The 17,087-nt window shown below is 44.0% G+C and carries 17 protein-coding genes; 9 read left to right on the top strand and 8 right to left on the bottom strand.

Annotation, left to right across the window (positions count from 1 at the left end):
• Positions 1 to 35: 35 nt before the first annotated feature.
• The 3 genes from GSF13_RS07605 to yjjG all read left to right on the top strand — a co-directional run bounded on the left by GSF13_RS07605 (position 36) and on the right by yjjG (position 2,243).
• Positions 36 to 935 carry a phosphoribulokinase gene (locus tag GSF13_RS07605; protein ID WP_211867691.1) on the top strand — a complete coding sequence of 300 codons (900 nt, stop codon included), beginning with the start codon at positions 36 to 38 and terminating at the stop codon, positions 933 to 935.
• Positions 936 to 1,032: 97 nt separating this feature from the next.
• A complete protein-coding gene (yjjX, locus tag GSF13_RS07600; protein WP_211867689.1) occupies positions 1,033 to 1,566 on the top strand; it encodes an inosine/xanthosine triphosphatase in 534 nt (177 codons plus the stop codon).
• Positions 1,566 to 2,243, top strand: a complete 678-nt coding sequence (gene yjjG, locus GSF13_RS07595) for a pyrimidine 5'-nucleotidase (RefSeq protein ID WP_102056058.1) — start codon at positions 1,566 to 1,568, stop codon at positions 2,241 to 2,243. Before yjjX ends, yjjG begins: the two co-directional genes overlap by 1 nt.
• Before the next feature lie 270 nt (positions 2,244 to 2,513).
• Here yjjG and rlmB read toward each other — a convergent pair whose 3' ends face one another.
• The 5 genes from rlmB to GSF13_RS07570 all read right to left on the bottom strand — a co-directional run bounded on the left by rlmB (position 2,514) and on the right by GSF13_RS07570 (position 9,718).
• Positions 2,514 to 3,254 carry a 23S rRNA (guanosine(2251)-2'-O)-methyltransferase RlmB gene (rlmB, locus tag GSF13_RS07590; RefSeq protein WP_102056057.1) on the bottom strand — a complete coding sequence of 247 codons (741 nt, stop codon included), beginning with the start codon at positions 3,252 to 3,254 and terminating at the stop codon, positions 2,514 to 2,516.
• A gap of 22 nt (positions 3,255 to 3,276) precedes the next feature.
• Positions 3,277 to 5,766, bottom strand: a complete 2,490-nt coding sequence (gene rnr / locus GSF13_RS07585) for a ribonuclease R (protein WP_211867687.1) — start codon at positions 5,764 to 5,766, stop codon at positions 3,277 to 3,279.
• Between the two features lie 79 nt (positions 5,767 to 5,845).
• Complete coding sequence (locus GSF13_RS07580) at positions 5,846 to 8,035, bottom strand: ATP-binding protein (protein WP_249122747.1); 2,190 nt, start codon at positions 8,033 to 8,035, stop codon at positions 5,846 to 5,848.
• A gap of 103 nt (positions 8,036 to 8,138) precedes the next feature.
• Positions 8,139 to 8,741, bottom strand: coding sequence for a response regulator transcription factor (locus tag GSF13_RS07575; RefSeq protein WP_010605828.1), 603 nt, complete (start codon positions 8,739 to 8,741; stop codon positions 8,139 to 8,141).
• Positions 8,738 to 9,718: a sensor histidine kinase gene (locus tag GSF13_RS07570; protein ID WP_238536725.1), complete on the bottom strand. Its 981-nt coding sequence runs from the start codon at positions 9,716 to 9,718 to the stop codon at positions 8,738 to 8,740. The genes GSF13_RS07575 and GSF13_RS07570 overlap by 4 nt, the downstream gene beginning before the upstream one ends.
• Positions 9,719 to 9,964: 246 nt before the next feature.
• Here GSF13_RS07570 and GSF13_RS07565 point away from each other — a divergent pair, with 246 nt between their 5' ends.
• The 3 genes from GSF13_RS07565 (at position 9,965) to GSF13_RS07555 (ending at position 12,855) form a co-directional block, all read left to right on the top strand.
• Positions 9,965 to 10,828 (top strand): DMT family transporter, encoded by an 864-nt coding sequence (locus GSF13_RS07565; RefSeq protein WP_010605830.1) that lies wholly within the window; start codon positions 9,965 to 9,967, stop codon positions 10,826 to 10,828.
• Positions 10,825 to 11,547 (top strand): glycerophosphodiester phosphodiesterase family protein, encoded by a 723-nt coding sequence (locus tag GSF13_RS07560; protein ID WP_102056053.1) that lies wholly within the window; start codon positions 10,825 to 10,827, stop codon positions 11,545 to 11,547. The genes GSF13_RS07565 and GSF13_RS07560 overlap by 4 nt, the downstream gene beginning before the upstream one ends.
• A gap of 93 nt (positions 11,548 to 11,640) precedes the next feature.
• Entirely contained in the window at positions 11,641 to 12,855 is a 1,215-nt protein-coding gene (locus GSF13_RS07555; protein WP_029215828.1) for a methyl-accepting chemotaxis protein, read from the top strand.
• Here the strand turns inward: GSF13_RS07555 and epmA are convergent.
• Together epmA and efp are read right to left on the bottom strand one after the other, a co-directional pair.
• On the bottom strand, positions 12,852 to 13,826 hold the full coding sequence (gene epmA, locus GSF13_RS07550; protein ID WP_102056051.1) for an elongation factor P--(R)-beta-lysine ligase: 975 nt from the start codon (positions 13,824 to 13,826) through the stop codon (positions 12,852 to 12,854). The genes GSF13_RS07555 and epmA overlap by 4 nt on opposite strands.
• Before the next feature lie 67 nt (positions 13,827 to 13,893).
• Positions 13,894 to 14,460 carry an elongation factor P gene (gene efp, locus GSF13_RS07545; protein WP_010605834.1) on the bottom strand — a complete coding sequence of 189 codons (567 nt, stop codon included), beginning with the start codon at positions 14,458 to 14,460 and terminating at the stop codon, positions 13,894 to 13,896.
• A gap of 42 nt (positions 14,461 to 14,502) precedes the next feature.
• On the opposite strand from efp, the gene epmB reads away from it, so the two are divergent.
• Positions 14,503 to 15,519: an EF-P beta-lysylation protein EpmB gene (epmB, locus tag GSF13_RS07540; RefSeq protein ID WP_211867685.1), complete on the top strand. Its 1,017-nt coding sequence runs from the start codon at positions 14,503 to 14,505 to the stop codon at positions 15,517 to 15,519.
• 93 nt (positions 15,520 to 15,612) lie between these two features.
• Here epmB and GSF13_RS07535 read toward each other — a convergent pair whose 3' ends face one another.
• Positions 15,613 to 15,822 carry a hypothetical protein gene (locus tag GSF13_RS07535; RefSeq protein WP_010605836.1) on the bottom strand — a complete coding sequence of 70 codons (210 nt, stop codon included), beginning with the start codon at positions 15,820 to 15,822 and terminating at the stop codon, positions 15,613 to 15,615.
• A gap of 203 nt (positions 15,823 to 16,025) precedes the next feature.
• On the opposite strand from GSF13_RS07535, the gene GSF13_RS07530 reads away from it, so the two are divergent.
• Both GSF13_RS07530 and gph read left to right on the top strand, forming a co-directional pair.
• A complete protein-coding gene (locus GSF13_RS07530; RefSeq protein ID WP_010605837.1) occupies positions 16,026 to 16,319 on the top strand; it encodes a hypothetical protein in 294 nt (97 codons plus the stop codon).
• 56 nt (positions 16,320 to 16,375) lie between these two features.
• Entirely contained in the window at positions 16,376 to 17,035 is a 660-nt protein-coding gene (gene gph, locus GSF13_RS07525) for a phosphoglycolate phosphatase (protein ID WP_174170460.1), read from the top strand.
• The last annotated feature ends 52 nt before the right edge of the window (positions 17,036 to 17,087 follow it).

Raw genomic sequence — 17,087 nt, 5'->3', positions numbered from 1 at the left:
TCGAATTAACGGATGATGAAAGCTAAGGCAGATTTATGTCAGACAAACACCCTATTATCGCCATTACTGGTAGTTCAGGCGCAGGCACTACAACAACGACAAGCGCGATAAAACATATATTCCGCAGTCTTAATACCAAAGCCGCCTATGTCGAAGGCGATAGCTTTCATCGCTACACTCGCCCTGAAATGGATAAATTGCGTCGCGAAGCGCAGCAAGAAGGTAAGCACATTAGCTACTTTGGTGAAGAAGCCAATGACTTCGGCGCATTAGAAAGTCTGTTCAAAAGCTATGGCGAAACCGGCAATGGCAAAGTCCGTCGCTACCTTCATACGTTTGACGATGCCGTGCCATTTAATCAGCTACCGGGCACTTTTACTCCTTATCAAGAACTGGAACAAAACACCGATATGCTGTTTTATGAGGGGCTGCACGGTGGTGTCGTGACCCCCGAATATGATGTGGCCAGCAACGTTGATCTATTGATTGGCATGGTGCCTATCATCAACCTTGAGTGGATCCAAAAGCTCATTCGCGATACCAATGAGCGCGGCCACTCCAAAGAGGCGGTTATGACGTCAATTGTGCGCTCAATGGATGACTACATTAATCACATTACCCCGCAGTTTTCTCGCACGCATATTAACTTTCAACGCGTGCCCACCGTGGATACCTCTAACCCATTCAGTGCTAAAGACATACCCTCATTAGACGAAAGCTTTGTGGTTATTCGCTTTCGTGGCATCGAAGATGTTAATTTCCCTTACTACTTACAAATGATCGAAGGCAGCTTTATGTCTCGTGTAAACACGTTAGTTGTGCCGGGCGGGAAAATGGGGCTGGCGATGGAGTTGGTACTGACTCCACTTATCAAGGAATTATTAGTAAAGAAACGCGCCCTTGAGAATATGGCGCCAGTCGATTTACCGATTTAACCCAGCTTATGTTTTGATTAGGAATAATAGCTTCCTTGCATCGCTCCATATCACACTTTACACTGACGCCTTTTAGGGCATCACGAGTAGTTGTTATATGGACGTGCTTACCATTTTAGTGGGGTCTAAAAACCCAGTAAAAATCAATGCTGCAAAAACCATCTTTGCGCAGTACTTTCCCAATGCAAAAATTGACTGTCAGGGTATCTCAGCGCCGAGTCTCGTTGCGGATCAGCCTTTAGGTGAACAAGCCACCCGCGAAGGCGCAGAGAATCGCGTTACTTACTTACAGCAACATCATCAAGCCGATTTTTATTGTGCCATGGAAGGAGGCGCTGCCAAATTTGAATACGGTGCAGCTACTTTCGCTTATGTCGTCATTGCGGATAACCGTCGTACGAGTATCGGCCGTAGTTGTAATTTGCCGCTACCGGCATCGGTCTACGCGCGTCTTGAACAAGGTGAAGAGCTAGGACATGTAATGGACGACTTGTTCAATACCACTAATATCAAGCAACAAGGCGGTGCTATCGGTTTGCTAACCAACCATCTTGCCACCAGAGAGAGTAGCTACACGCAAGCCTTATTGCTCGCAATGGCACCCTTTAATCACCCCGAGATGTATTTATAATGCCGAACTATACACATATTTTATTTGATGCTGACGAAACCTTATTTAGCTTTAATGCCAAATTTGGATTACAAACGCTGTTTACTCAATATGACGTTGTGTTCACTGACGAGGACTACGAAGAATATAACAGCTTAAATGCGCCACTTTGGGTGCAGTATCAAAATGGTGAGATTGACGCAAAAACACTTCAGGTAACGCGCTTTAGTCGCTGGGCTGAAAAACTCGATATCGCGCCTGAAGTACTCAATGCGGGATTCTTGGCCGCGATGGCAGAAATTTGCCAACCGTTACCGGGAGCTAAAGCCTTGCTCGACAGCCTGAAAGGCCAATGTACTTTGGCTATTATTACCAATGGATTTGCCGCGCTTCAGCAAAAGCGCTTAGAGCACACAGGCCTTGTGGATCGTTTTTCTGAAGTGGTGATCTCTGAGTTGGTGGGTAAAGCTAAGCCAGATCCGAGTATTTTTGCGCATACGTTAGCACTGTTAGGGAACCCCGACAAATCCAAAGTATTAATGGTTGGCGACACACCAGCAAGTGACATTCTAGGCGCAAACCGCTTTGGGATTGATAGCTGTTGGTTAAAGCATGATGGCAAAGTCTGCCCTGACCATATCAAGCCAACCTATACCGTAGAATCTCTTAAAGAGTTGCAAGCGATTTTAATGGGGTAATACCCTGTACAATTGTGTGGGAGTAAGCTGACCTTGCGGGTTTTAAAAGCTTGCCGAATAAATCGGCTCCTCCCCCTGATAAACCTGTGTAGGAGCAAGTTTACCTTGCGATCTCTTAAAGCTAAGGTAGAGCTGAGTAGGAGCGGATCATTAAAAGCTCGCCGAGAAAATCGGCTCCTACCAAAGGTAGACCTGTGTAGGAGCAAGTTTACCTTGCGAGCTCTTAAAACTTTTGAAGATGCGCCGTGAAAGCCGGCGCTTATTAAGTGATTAAAGTGCTGAGCGCTGTCTTAACACTTCAAATAAACAAACACCGGTCGCAACCGATACATTTAAGCTAGACACGCTACCTACCATCGGGATCTTAACCAGCTCATCGCAATGCTCTCGAGTTAAACGGCGCATGCCATCGCCTTCGGCGCCCATTACAATGGCCATAGGCCCAGTCAGGTTTGCATCAAAAACAGCTGTATCGGTTTCACCTGCCGTACCTACAACCCACACACCGGCTTCTTTAATATCACGCAATGTGCGAGCAAGATTGGTTACTTGGATAAGCGGAACCGTTTCTGCAGCGCCACACGCAACTTTTCTTGCAGTGCCGTTTAGCTTTGCAGACTTATCCTTTGGTACGATCACACCATGTACACCTGCTGCATCAGCACTACGCAGACATGCACCTAAGTTATGAGGATCCGTTACCCCATCAAGCACCAAGAAAAATGGTGTGGTTTCTCTTTGAATGATCTCATCAAGATCTTTTTCATTGTATCCGCGCGCCGCTTTAACATTGGCAATAATGCCCTGATGTTGCTCACCATTCGCTTTGTTATCAAGCGCTTTACGCTGCATAAACTGCACTGAAATACCAAACTTACGGGCATCGTTTACGACTTGATTTAAACGCTGATCTTCACGTCCCTTTAGTGCATAAATTTCTAAAAAGCGCTCCGGCGCGTTATTCAAAATGGCTTCGATTGAATGAAAGCCAAAAATTAATTCGTTACTCACGTTAAAGCTCCCGCTTTATAATCTATTGCGCTTTTTTGCTACGATTTCTTTCGTTTTTACCTGGGCGCTTTGCTTTGCCCTTTGCCGCTTTGGCTTTTTTACTCGTCGATTTTTTCTTCGACTTCAGCGTGCCTGCCTTTTTCGCCTGTTTGAGCTCACCCTTAGGGGTCGTTCTTTTGCGCTTTTTGGCTTTGTCATCGCCTTTATTATCTTTATCGCGACCAGACGTTTCACCGTCACGGCGCTTAGTTCCCGGGATTTTACCCGTTTTTAGCTGCTCACGAACACTACTTGCTGTGCTTTTTGGCGATTTTCGACGCCTTGCATACCTGTCTTGCTGACCTTCTTCAGCCAAAGCTAAGTTGATGCGACGATCGTCCAAGCTAACTGAAGCAACCACAACAGTAAGTTTATCACCGAGTCTAAACACCGTGCGACTATGCTCGCCAATCAAACATTGCTTTGCACCATCAAAGTGGAAGTACTCATGCCCTAAATTGCTAACATGGATCATCCCGTCAATCTGTAGATCGTCCAACCTCACAAATAATCCAAAGTTGGTGACTGATGAGATCACACCGGTAAATTCATCGCCAACATGATCTTGCATAAATTCACATTTAAGCCAATCAGCAACTTCTCGAGTAGCGTCATCAGCGCGGCGCTCTGTCATCGAGCACTGCTCACCCAGTTGTTTCACTTCATCTTCATTGTAGATGTAAGCGCCACTCACGGGCTGTTGTTGCTGCTGTAAAATGCCTTTGATTGCGCGGTGTACCACCAGATCCGGATAACGGCGAATTGGTGAGGTAAAGTGTGCATAGGCTTTTAATGCCAAACCAAAGTGGCCAATATTTTCAGGCTGATATACTGCTTGCTTCATTGAGCGCAGTAACATGGTTTGGATCAATTCTTTTTCAGGGCGATCTCCCAATGACTCAAGCGCTTGGGTCAACTCCTCTGGCGACGGATCGTTAGGTAATTGGCTTTCAATACCCAAGTCTTGCAAGAATTGTCTAAACTGGCTCAATCTTTCAGGGTCTGGCTCATCATGAACACGGTACAAGCTATGGGCTTCGTGTTTTTCCAACAGTTTTGCTGCTGACACGTTAGCCAAGATCATGCACTCTTCAATCAGCTTGTGGGCGTCGTTACGAACCACAGGCACGATAGAATCAATTTTTCGATGGGCATTAAATACAAAGCGCGTTTCTAGGGTTTCAAACTCAATCGCGCCACGCTCCTGCCTTGCAGCCTTCAGCGCCATATACATGTTATGGAGCTCAGTCAGATGAGGCACAAGAGACTGATAATCCGCTCTGAGCTTTTCGTCACCTTGTAAAATCGCATGGACTTTGGTGTAAGTAAGACGAGCATGAGAGTTCATCACGGCTTCGTAAAAACGGTAGCCAGACAAACGACCCGCTTCGGACACGGTCATTTCCGCAACCATACACAAGCGGTCTACCTTAGGATTCAATGAACATAGACCGTTTGATAGCACCTTAGGTAGCATTGGCACAACTTGCTCAGGAAAATACACTGAGTTACCACGCTCAATCGCTTCTTTGTCAAGCGCAGTGCCTTTGCCGACATAATGAGATACATCCGCAATAGCAACCCATAAACGCCAACCTCCTGACTTTTTACGCTCGCAATATACGGCGTCATCAAAGTCACGTGCGTCTTCACCGTCAATGGTCACTAACGGTAAGTCGCGCAGGTCGACACGGCCTTGTTTGGCAGACTCTTCTACAAACTCACCAAGATTTGCAACTTGTGCTTCTACTTCACTTGGCCACTCATGAGGAATGTCATGATTGCGAAGTGCCACCTCAATTTCCATACCCGGTGCCATATGATCGCCGAGCACCTCAAGTACTTTACCCATTGCATTCATTTGTTTGCTAGGGCTTTGAGTGATCTCTACCTGCACCATTTGATTATGGCGAGCACCATTTTCTTGGCCAGGTACGATGATGATATCTTGAGTAATGCGAGGATCTTCTGGCACCACGACTGCCATGCCAAACTCAACAAAATAACGACCGACGACTGGCGCACGCTCTTTTTCAAGTACCCGCACAATGCGCGCTTCCACCTTACCACCTGAGCCTCGGCTGCCAGCCTTTGCTAACACCCAATCGCCATGTAGCACGCGCTCCATTTGATACTTAGTGATAAACCAATCTTTGGGTTCGCCTTCGACTTCTAAAAAGCCAAAGCCGTCACGGTGTCCAACAACGCGGCCTTTGACTAGACCATCATCACTTGGAATGGTGTAACACTTAAATTTATTGAAGTGCAGTTGACCGTCTCGCTCCATTGCGCGCAAGCGGCGTTTAAGCGCAATTTGACGTTCTTCGTCTTGCACTTTTAAATCGTTACACAATTGAGAGAAAGAAGGTGGTTTGGCCGCGCTTTTAATGTGTTCTAAGATAAATTCGCGACTAGGTACTGGATTGTCGTATTTTTGCTGTTCTCTATCGAGATAGGGATCCTGTTTTGGCATTACTGTCTTGTTGAATAAGCTATGCTGTTATTTTAACCCAAAATAGCCTAATGACCTAGGCCAAGATCGATGAATCTTTTTATGCAGATAGATTAACCACTGAATTTGATGTCGATTCCAACGTTGCAATTTGGGCGTGAAGCTCTAATAAACGCTCAACTGAGCGTCTAGCAACCATAGCAAGACCGTCCCAATCGACTTGCTCTTCAGAGTAACTCAGCTGTACTGTTGCTGCTTGAACAAGCTCGGCAAAATTCACCATGCCGAGCTCTAGAGCTTCATTTTCAATGTAGGCTAGTTTATCAATGGCTAAATCTGTTACATTTAACTCTGTGAGTCCTTTAATTTGCGCGATCTCATATTCAAACCTGTCTGCTAAATACATTAACTTCGTTGCCAACACGCCTGAACTTTCACGGTTTGCGAGATCCATAAATCTTGATTGATCAATCAAAGTCTTACATTCCAAGCGAGATGTTGTTTTTACAGTCGCACATTCCAGTGCCGCATATAAACGGCTTGGCATGATAGGCTTAGTTAAACAGTCCTGCATGCCAGCTCGGAGGCATTGTCTTTTCAATTCAGGATCGCCATCACCCGTTAACGCTATCACCTTAACGCTGGAGGTAAAGCCAATTTCGTTGAAGCCTTCTTTAAACCACTCAAGACCATTACCATCTGGCAGTCGCATGTCTAACAAAATAATATCGAAATTGTGTTCTAATAGTGCGACTTCCGCTTCAGCAAGGCACTTAGCAATAGAAAACTCGCTCACCATATCGTTTAAATAAGTGCTGATCACATCAATATTCATGAGGTTATCTTCAACAACAAGCACATTGAGTGCTAGCTTCTCTGTATTAAACTCCGTGTTCTGTAACGGTGAATCACTACACTGGCAATCTAACTCAAAGCTAAACACAGTGCCATTGCCAAGCTTGCTGTCGACGTTAAGCTCAGAGTCTAGCCCTTGCAGCAGTTGCTTGCATAACGCCAACCCAAATCCTGAACTTTGCGAGATGGATTGTTCAGTATTTAATGTGACAAAGGGCTCGAAGATCTTTTCCATTTGTACTTCAGTCAGTCCTTTGCCCGTATCCTTAATTGCAAAACGAATAGTTTGCTTATCCTCAGCGCGACTTGTGCCTTCAAGGATCAGCGTAATAATGCCTTTATCTGTGTACTTAATCGCGTTCGAAAGCAGATTTCTGAGTACCAAAGACAATGTATCTTGCTCGACGACATGAACGTCCTGTGGATACAGACCTTTAACCTCGACCCTCAAACTCAACCCTTTAGCCAATGCCAGCGGCTGTAAAAGGCGAACTAACTCTTGCGAAAGACTATAAAGCGAGACAGGCACGCGATTTTGCGCGGCATATTCCCCTTTCGCTTGCAATAATACTTGATTGGCTAAGTCTGACATCGACATCGCGGCGTGGACGATAACGTCGCATAGTTGAGCATGGCGATTGGGCTCACGCGGCACTTTTTTAAGTGATTCTGCGTGACCAACAATAGCGTTTAGTGGTGTTCTCAGTTCATGACTTAATAACGTTAAAAACTGTCCTTTTACTTGCGCTGACTGCTCAGCAGCAGTTTTTAACAGGCATAGTTCTTTTTCACGACGGCTGCTACATAACAGGCATAAAGAAAAACACAACAGCAGCGGCATCGTACTCACTGAAACTGCAAAAAACTGGTTAACCCAATTTGCCGAAACCAGGCTATCTGTCACCGAGTAGCCGCCAAGCATGACCACTCTAAAAGTAAACACGGCCAATAAGCTCAAGCACGATAGGCCAAACGCCCAATGTGCCGCACTAAACTGTTGTGATAATAATTTATGGCCTTTATTTAACGCTCGCAGGCAGTAAATCATCGCCATCGCCCAGACTAGGTAGTTGATCCCGACACGAGCTATAAAATTAAAATCCACGTACAAAAAGTAAGTAAAACTTGGAATACCCAATGCGGCTAATACATACCAAGGCATGTAATTGCTTTTCACACTAAAAAACGCATCAACACCACGAGCCAGATAAAAAAGTCCAAATGCGATAGTAAGATTGGGAATAAAAATTGAGAACGTAATGGGAAGTGTATAGGCGGCCAACAGGCCACACCCAATTGCGGTAAGCGCAATGAAAACAAGCCAATCTCGAGTGCCTGGTAGGCCTTTATTAATAAACCAGTTTACGGCCATAAAAACTGTACAAACCACAGTCGTTATTGCGGTAACTTGAATAAGTAATTTAGGATCCATCATTACACTCAAAATTAATACATTATTATTACTTGGCGGATGATGCAGTATATTACCGCACTGCATTATTTTGAAGTATTAACTGGATATATGCTATTACACCGAGTTACAGCCATCCTTTTTGCTTAGCAATTCTTGCTGCATCTACTCGATTTGTCGCATGTAATTTCGCGATAGCGTCGGATAAATAATTCCTTACCGTTCCCTCGCTCAAAAATAGCTGTCCTGCGATTTCAGCAGTTTTTAGCCCTTCACTGGCTAAGCGCAGCGCTTTGCGTTCCTTGTCGGTTAGTGGGTCAGCATCTTCCAAAGCGTACAACGCAAGCTCTGGGTCAATAACCTTATACCCATTCATTACCTTTTTCAGTGTTGATAGCAAGTACTCACTTGGTGCTTCTTTTAATACAAAGCCATTTACCCCTAAAGTGATCGCGCGACGAATATAACCTGCCTTAGAAAAGGTCGTCATGATAACTACTTTTGTGTCTGGCATTTTTTGTTGTAAGTGCTGAGCAAGCTCAAGCCCAGTGACTTGTGGCATTTCAATATCCGTTAGCACGATATCAGGCGTTAACTTCGCTAACTTTTCCTTTGCAACTTGACCGTTTTCAGCCTCGCCAACCACCTCAATCTCTCTATCTAAGCTCAATAATGCCGCAATAGCTCCTCTTACTAATGCTTGATCTTCAACAATAAAAACTTTGATCATCCAACTTCCCCTAGTACCGCCTTAAAGTATCCGCCCTGTTCGGTGTTATAAAATAATTGGCCACCACATTCTTTCAATCGGGTACGGATCCCCATTAAACCATTTCCTTCTTTTATGGACTTTATAGAGCCATTATCTTTAATTTCTACAAAGACATTATTGTCAGTTTGTCGTAGTGTGAAGCAAACCTTATCTGCGTCGCTGTGACGAATAATGTTGGTGCATATCTCTTTAGCAAAAAAGCACAAACAGGCTTCGCTTACTTTATCTAAAGTGACCGCCTGCAATTCTAGCGTTACGGCAATGCCCTTATCTTTTAGCCTCGATGCCAAAATGTGCAGCTGAGCATCAAGCGCTAGCTGATGGTAGCCGGTGACGGCTTGGCGCACTTCGCTTAGTGCTTCTCTCGCTAAGTCTGCAACCTGCTGCGCTTCTGATTGCGCTTGCTCTAATGCATTTGCAGCTGCAAATTTACTCGCCAGCTCTGCTTTTAATGCTATCGAGCTGAGTGAATGACCAAGTAAATCATGTAGGTCGCGCGCAATACGCTCACGCTCAGCCACGGCGCCTAGCCGCTTAATCTCTTCTTCACTTTGCCTCTGCAATTCTTGATGTACTCGCTCTCGGTGTGACATCCAACCAAAAATAAAGAGTCCACATGCCACACACAGTGCAGGCATCAAGAAATAAACAGTTTGCTGGGTCGCGATAAATTTAGCCGTTAGCAATACCAGCACTATGATGACCAGCATCGCAATGATTTTATAACGAGGCAGAAAATTAAAACCGCAGAAAAAAGCAATAAAGCCAAATAATGAACTCGTCCCGGTCGTCACCCAACTACCTGCGACACAAAGCCCTGCCATCACTACTAAATTCATCACCAACGCATTGCCCGTTTTTGTAATACTCTGCCAATAGAGCAAGACAAAACTAAGGTACACAACAACTTGCAACGCAATATTAACTGCGCTCAATTGCGCCCAGCTAAATATTAACGGGAAAAAGTAAAAGGTTGAAAATATAAGGGGTCCGGCATTCCAAAATGAGCGCCGTTTCTCTACTAGGGTAAATTCTGTGGTAATGGACACAAGCTTCTCTGGTTCACTCTTTTTATTATTATTTACGTTTAAGCGCAGAATGTTGAGTGACAAGTGTCAACAATCTTGTCATCTCAAAGCGATTAAATGATAGACTGCTAAAAAACAGTTCTAATATTCGATATGCGCCCACAACAATCCGCTTTGCTCTCGCTTCATAGTGCCGTTTTATTATTTGGTGGAACAGCATTATTTTCAAAATTAATTTCACTCTCAGCATTGGATATCACCGTTTACCGTACCGCCGTTGCTTTCGTTGTGCTACTACTGTTACTCAAAATACAACGGCAGCCGATAAAATTAATACACAAAAAAGATTATCTAACGGCTTTAGTTCTCGGTGTCATCGTGGGACTTCATTGGGTGACTTACTTTGCAGGCATGCAAATGGCGGGAATTGCAGTTGGGATCATTGCCTTTTTCACCTACCCCGTTATCACCGTTTTTTTAGAGCCGCTCTTCACTCGCAACCGTGTACAGCTAAAAGATTTTATCAGTGCGAGCGCGGTGCTATTTGGTATCTATCTGTTAGTACCAGAAGCGAACCTTGGCAACCAAGTTACCTTAGGGATTATTACGGGCGTATTCTCGGGCGCACTCTTTGCGCTACGCAACTTGCTCCAAAAGCGCTTCTTTTCTCACTATAGCGGCCCACACACGATGCTTTATCAAACGCTTGTTGCATGCCTCATGCTGTTAGCATTTGTGGAAGTGCCAATTCAGCAAGTTTCCACAGAAAACCTCTGGTTAATCTTGCTTGCAGGAGCAATATTTACAGCAATTCCACACGCCTTGTTTGCCTCTAGCCTACGTTATTTATCTGCCACCACTGCAGGGTTAATTTCTTGTTTACAACCATTGTATGGAACGCTATTAGCTTATATTCTGTTACACGAGACGTTGACACTTACAACATTACTTGGCGGGTTGTTGGTAGTTAGTGCAGCCTGTTTTGAAACTTGGTCTATTACAAGGAAAAAAGCATGATTCAAGTCTTAGCGCACCGTGGAGCCAGTGGCAGCTATCCGGAAAACACACTTGCTGCAATAGAAGCAGCTCTCCATATTGGCGTTGATGGTATTGAGTTGGATGTGCAAAGTTGCGCGGATGATTACGCCATTATCCACGACACTTGGCTAGACAGGACCACCAATGGCGTGGGTAGAGTTAATGAACAAACTCAAGCCTACCTTGCCACGCTTGATGCCGGTAAAGGACAATCAATTCCAACCTTGCAGCAAGTGTTTGCCACCATCGGCAAACAGACAGATATCAATTTAGAACTGAAGCATACCTTTGGCCTAGATAAATTCGTTACCTATATTGAAGATCATATCCAGCAAGGCGTGATCACCAGAGAGCAGCTACTCATCTCCTCTTTTGACCATCATCAACTATTGTGGCTAAAGCAAAAATTACCTTGGGTAAGAATTGGCGCGTTAACCGCTTCGATCCCAATTCATTATGCGCAATTTGCCGAATCGCTCCATGCCTACAGCATTCATATGGACAAAAACTTTATTAATCATGAATATGTGTTGGACGCAAAATCTCGCGGATTAAAGGTATTTGCTTATACGGTCGATAAACAACAAGACATAGATATGATGCTAAATTTCGGGGTGGATGGTATTTTCACTAACTTTCCATGCCAAACCAAAATGTATTTACAGGGCATTGGCGCTTACGCCACCCCAATTGAGTAACTGCTTGATCGCTTTAGCATTGTTATTCCATTTAGCTCATCTATACTGAGACAAATAAAGTGGCACAATGATGAGCCCAATATGAGTTTATATATGCGCATTTATAATTTTTTAGAAGAGACGTTTTTCTTTACCCTAACACGCAAAATTATTGGCAATTTAGGTTTTTTACTTCTCTTTCAAGCAATTAGTTTATTTTGGCTGTATTCGGAGCTATCCCAATCTGGCGCGAATATGGGGCTGTTTTGGCTGATCACTATTGTGATTATTGCTGCGTTTGCATTTACCGTCTTTTATATGCGCTTTTTAATCGTGCGACCTGTACAAGCGATGAAAGAGTCACTGGAACGTGTTAACCGCCAAGACGGTAACCTAGATGCAAAGCTGCCACAATTCACTTATGACGAATTTAGAGATTTAAGCGAGCAGTACAACGCCTTTACCACCCACCTTAGTGTCCTTTTGGAAAAAACATATGAAAGTGCTGCTGCGGCAACACAAAGCAACCGCGATATCACCAATTCCATGCAAAGTACCGCAAAGTATGGACAGCAGCAGCTGAGCCAAGGTGACACAATTATTGCAGCTTCCGATCAGGTCAGCCACAGTTTACAAAGTATTGTGCACAATACCGATCAGGTTTATCAGGCCAATACCGAAAGCTTGCATTTTGTTCGCGGTTCATCACAGTCGTTAACTAAGCTTGTCGCTGAAGTAAAACAAATCACCACGCTACTAGGTAACTTTTCATCGACGGTTTCAGGCCTAAAAGAAAATAGTGAGAATATTCGCAACATTCTAAAAATGGTTGAAGAGTTTTCCGACCAAACCAACTTGCTTGCGCTCAATGCGGCAATTGAAGCAGCTCGAGCAGGTGAAGCCGGACGTGGCTTTGCAGTGGTTGCCGATGAAGTTCGTGCGCTGTCGGTCAAGGTCAATGCGGCCACCCGCCAGATCAGCGATTTTATCAATCAAATGAACGTGCTTGTCGGTGAAACCAATCAAGAATCAGAGCAATTGATTTCTCATTCAAGCTCAGCAGAGAAAGCCATCAGTGATACCTCTCAAGGCTTTATTTCGATGAGTGATGACTTTGAACGCAATCAAGCACAATTAGAAGAAATCGTTAGTGCGGTACACCAACTTGAAGAAACACAAAAACATACCCACCAAGCAGTGCAACAAATTGTCGAACTGGGTCAGCAGTCTAAATCACAAATTGATGGCGCGTTAGCTGAATGCCAAAGTGCCCAAAAGCTCACAGAAACCACTCAAAAAGAGCTTACTCGTTTTGTTTCGCGGCGCTAAGCTCGCGAAACATCAAATGTGAGCACTTCGCTTATGCTAGCTTTGTTTAGCGCCAGCATGACTAGCCTATCTACTCCCAGTGCAACGCCAGCACAATCGGGGATGCCTGCGTCAAGTGCAGCCAATAACCGCTCATCGGCCGGCACAGGATGCAATCCCATCTCAGCTCTGAGTTGGTTATCTTGCTCAAAACGCGCTCTTTGCTCTACCGCATCCGTCAATTCATTAAATCCGTTAGCCAGTTCCATGTTGCGATAATAGAGCTCAAAACGCCCTGCAACGCGATTGTCTTTCGGGTTAAGTTTTGCCAGCGCCGCTTGCGATGCCGGAAAGTGATAAACAAAACAAGGTTTCTGCTGACCTATTTTAGGCTCAATTTCCATGCAAAATAGCAATTGCAGTAAAGTATCTGGATTATTCTCGATAGCTGCAATATCACCATAACCATATTTGTTGGCGTGCGCTTTTAATTCCGTCAGCGACACGCTTAAAGGGTCAAATCCAAGGTATGTCTCAAAGGCTTGTTGGTAAGTCATCGAATCACTAGCAGGACAGTCCAATAACATCTGCATCAACTCATCGATTTCCGCCATTAAGTCAAATTCGTCAAAGCCCGGACGATACCACTCTAACATCGTAAATTCTGGATTGTGATGACGTCCTGACTCTTCATTACGAAAAGCCTTACACAATTGAAAAATCGCACCACTGCCGGCGGCTAGTAGCCTTTTCATCGCGTACTCAGGTGACGTTTGTAAAAATAAAGGCAAACCTTGGCTGTGATTTGGGCCAACAAATCGAGTATGGAAAGTATCTAAGTGAGGATCGGTCACTGAGGCTTGAGAAAGGCTCGGCGTGTCGACTTCCATCACGTCACGAGCCGCAAAAAAGTGCCGTATCTTCGCTAAAATTGCAGCCCTTTGCCTAAGCGTGTCTATCGTTGCACTCGGCTGCCAATTGTTCACCGTCATTGTTTACTCCAAAAAAATCCCAGCAACATGCTGGGATTTATAAAACATCGTAAATTGCTTTACGCTATTATTTTACGCGGCTTACGTATTCGCCACTACGCGTATCAACTTTGATCACTTCACCAATTTGAACGAACAAAGGAACACGAACAACAGCACCTGTGCTTAGGGTTGCAGGCTTACCACCAGTACCCGCAGTGTCGCCTTTCAGGCCTGGATCGGTTTCAGTGATCTCAAGTTCAACAAAGTTAGGAGGTGTTACTGCGATTGGATTACCATTCCACAGTGTGATAGTACAAACGTCATTTTCAACCAGCCATTTTACGCTATCACCCACTGCTTTTTCATCAGCTGCGATCTGCTCAAATGTTTCGTTGTTCATGAAATGCCAGAACTCACCGTCAGTGTATAAATACGCTAGATCAGTATCCATTACGTCTGCGCCTTCCACTGAGTCGCCAGACTTAAAGGTTTTCTCTAGTACTTTACCTGAGATAAGCTTACGGATTTTAACGCGGTTAAACGCTTGTCCTTTACCAGGCTTGACCATTTCATTTTCTAAGATAGAACAAGGCTCGCCGTCCATCATAATTTTTAGGCCGCCCTTGAACTCGTTGGTGCTATAATTCGCCATCGTATCCTCTAATCTACGTATATTCGAGTAATTAACCTGCTAATGATACAAATAAATGAAGTAAATTTGCAGACTAACTGGCAAAAAGAATTAGCAAATGTTGTCACTGACCCACAAGAGCTACTCAACATCTTGGGGTTGCATGACCAATTTGATGCACAAGACTTTGCAGCTAAGCGCTTGTTTCCTATGCGAGTACCTCGCCCATTTATTGCTAAAATGCGCCACGGAGATCGTCATGATCCCTTGCTTTTACAAGTGTTACCTGTACATCAGGAATATTTAACTGAAGCGGGATTTAGTAAAGATCCACTCGAAGAACAAGACGCACCTGTACCTGGTTTGTTACATAAGTACCGCTCTAGGGTATTACTCATGCTCAAAACCGGTTGTGCGGTCAACTGCCGCTACTGTTTTCGACGCCACTTCCCCTATCAGGATAATCAGGTCAACAAACGCACCTTAGAGCCTGTATTTGATTATTTGCGCGCCCATCATGAAATCAATGAGGTGATCTTAAGTGGCGGTGATCCGCTGATGGCCAAAGATGACATGATAGCTTGGGTGCTAAAACAATTAGAGGCTATGCCACAAATCAAACGTTTACGTATTCACAGCCGCTTACCGGTAGTGATCCCAGCGAGAGTAACCGAGGAATTGTGCCAACGTTTAGCAAACAGTCATTTAAAGGTGATTTTGGTAAATCACATAAATCATGCAAATGAAATCGATGATACTTTTAAAGCGGCAATGCAAAAACTTAAACAAGCCAATGTGACCTTGCTAAACCAAGCAGTGCTACTTAAAGGAATTAATAACGATGTTGCGGCTCAGGCCCAATTGAGTGAAGCCCTATTCGATGCAGATATACTGCCTTATTATTTGCATTTACTCGATAAGGTAGAAGGCGCTAGTCATTTTGATGTAGAAGAGCGTGAAGCCAAGGCGATAATGGCTGAACTTTTAGAAGTGCTACCAGGATTCTTGGTGCCTAAATTGGTGCGAGAAATTGGTGGTCAGCCAAGTAAAACGCTGATCGACTTAAATTTACTAGACTAAAATAGCAAAAAATCGGTGCTAATGACCCTAGCACCGATTGCTTTGCACATATCTATCGGACATGCCGAAGACAACGTGCCATCAGACATAAGCTTACGCGTATGTATTGATGTTGTTGCCTAGCGTTGCTGTCACTGATTTCGCTGGCGTTTGTGCTGCTGCACTGCTGCCCGCAGATTCAATTAAAGCAAGTGCGGCTTGTCCATCTGCTTGCTGTTGCTTCTTTGCCAATGCAGCGCTGTACACTTCACCACTTTGGCTCGCTCCAGACATAGCAGGTAGGTTACTTCCGGAAATATTCATAAGTGATTACCTGACTTTTTGATGGATCAGATTGGTTATCGGCGTATAAATTTAAACCTTTAGGATAAATTACGAGATAAATTTCCAATTCCTTTGTACTACTTATAAAAGGGTAGATTTACACCTGACATTTGTAAATGAAACCCTTAAAATAAGCCCTTTTAATAGGGCGATTAGGATTGACCATGCAAGTAGGATTGACCATGCAAGCCGTTATCGAAAAACTCAATGAAAATCTCAAGATCATATACCGCCAAGCACTAGATGCGGATAAAAAACTCGATGAATTGCAGCAGCAAGGTCACGGTAAGTTTAAAGCACTATTTACAGAAGAAGCGGGGTTTACGTTTGAAGCCAAGCGCTTTAAACCTTATGTTTTGGATGTTGCAGCCGACGTTGAAGGTCTATCGACGACTGAAGAAATTGACGAGCAAAAACTTGCACTTGTTGTGAAAAAGCTACAGAGCCTATTACAACTACTCGCTACCTTTAAATAATTTATCAATTCAGGTTCTGTTGTTTGGGGCCTCTGTAATGTACAAGGAATGAAATCATGTTTACATACCCGACTTGGGTTGGCTTTGATTTAGACGGTACTTTAGTAAGTACCGCTGAAGATATCGCCTACGCTTTAAACACGACATTAAACCATTACTATTTGCCGGATATTGAACTTGCCCTTGTTAAAACTTGGATTGGCAATGGTACAACTAAGCTGACTGAACGTGCGTTAGACTTCCATAACAATACCAATATTGACAGAGCCGAAGCGACTCGTTTACTTGAAACCATTTACGATGACTGTGTTACACGCTCATCCAGTTTATTCTCTAATGCAAAAGCTACACTGCAGAGTTTACATCAGCAAAGAATTAAACTCGCTTTAGTCACCAACAAGAATACTTCACATACTCATAAGTTATTAGAGCACTTAGAAATTAAAGCTATGTTTGACACAATTGTGTGTGCTGACACTTTGAAAAAGAAAAAGCCAGATCCACTGCCTTTATACACCTCTGTAAATAATATGAATTGCGAAGTACAAGATGGGTTTTATGTCGGTGACTCCATCAACGATGTGACAACTGCACGAAATGCAGGTTGTAAAGTTGTTACCGTTGACTATGGCTATAATCATGGCAATCCAATTTCACAAAGTGAGCCTGACGCCATTATCAGTGATTTATCGGAAGTATTAGCACTATTCAATTAGCAATCTTAGATAAAAAAGCTCACATCCATGTGAGCTATGAGAAAGTAAATAC

Source organism: Pseudoalteromonas sp. M8, assembly GCF_018141365.1.
GTDB lineage: Bacteria > Pseudomonadota > Gammaproteobacteria > Enterobacterales > Alteromonadaceae > Pseudoalteromonas.
The sequence above is the reverse complement of the archived record's forward strand: the minus strand, read 5'-3'. Positions and strand labels throughout refer to the sequence as shown.

Bases quoted from the DNA above. Each gene is read 5' to 3' on its own strand.
- GSF13_RS07605 (WP_211867691.1), top strand. From the start codon at position 36: ATGTCAGACAAACACCCTATTATCGCCATTACTGGTAGTTCAGGCGCA.
- yjjX (WP_211867689.1), top strand. From the start codon at position 1,033: ATGGACGTGCTTACCATTTTAGTGGGGTCTAAAAACCCAGTAAAAATC.
- yjjG (WP_102056058.1), top strand. From the start codon at position 1,566: ATGCCGAACTATACACATATTTTATTTGATGCTGACGAAACCTTATTT.
- rnr (WP_211867687.1), bottom strand. From the start codon at position 5,766: ATGCCAAAACAGGATCCCTATCTCGATAGAGAACAGCAAAAATACGAC.
- GSF13_RS07580 (WP_249122747.1), bottom strand. From the start codon at position 8,035: ATGATGGATCCTAAATTACTTATTCAAGTTACCGCAATAACGACTGTG.
- GSF13_RS07575 (WP_010605828.1), bottom strand. From the start codon at position 8,741: ATGATCAAAGTTTTTATTGTTGAAGATCAAGCATTAGTAAGAGGAGCT.
- GSF13_RS07565 (WP_010605830.1), top strand. From the start codon at position 9,965: ATGCGCCCACAACAATCCGCTTTGCTCTCGCTTCATAGTGCCGTTTTA.
- GSF13_RS07560 (WP_102056053.1), top strand. From the start codon at position 10,825: ATGATTCAAGTCTTAGCGCACCGTGGAGCCAGTGGCAGCTATCCGGAA.
- GSF13_RS07555 (WP_029215828.1), top strand. From the start codon at position 11,641: ATGCGCATTTATAATTTTTTAGAAGAGACGTTTTTCTTTACCCTAACA.
- epmA (WP_102056051.1), bottom strand. From the start codon at position 13,826: ATGACGGTGAACAATTGGCAGCCGAGTGCAACGATAGACACGCTTAGG.
- efp (WP_010605834.1), bottom strand. From the start codon at position 14,460: ATGGCGAATTATAGCACCAACGAGTTCAAGGGCGGCCTAAAAATTATG.
- epmB (WP_211867685.1), top strand. From the start codon at position 14,503: ATGATACAAATAAATGAAGTAAATTTGCAGACTAACTGGCAAAAAGAA.
- GSF13_RS07535 (WP_010605836.1), bottom strand. From the start codon at position 15,822: ATGAATATTTCCGGAAGTAACCTACCTGCTATGTCTGGAGCGAGCCAA.
- GSF13_RS07530 (WP_010605837.1), top strand. From the start codon at position 16,026: ATGCAAGCCGTTATCGAAAAACTCAATGAAAATCTCAAGATCATATAC.
- gph (WP_174170460.1), top strand. From the start codon at position 16,376: ATGTTTACATACCCGACTTGGGTTGGCTTTGATTTAGACGGTACTTTA.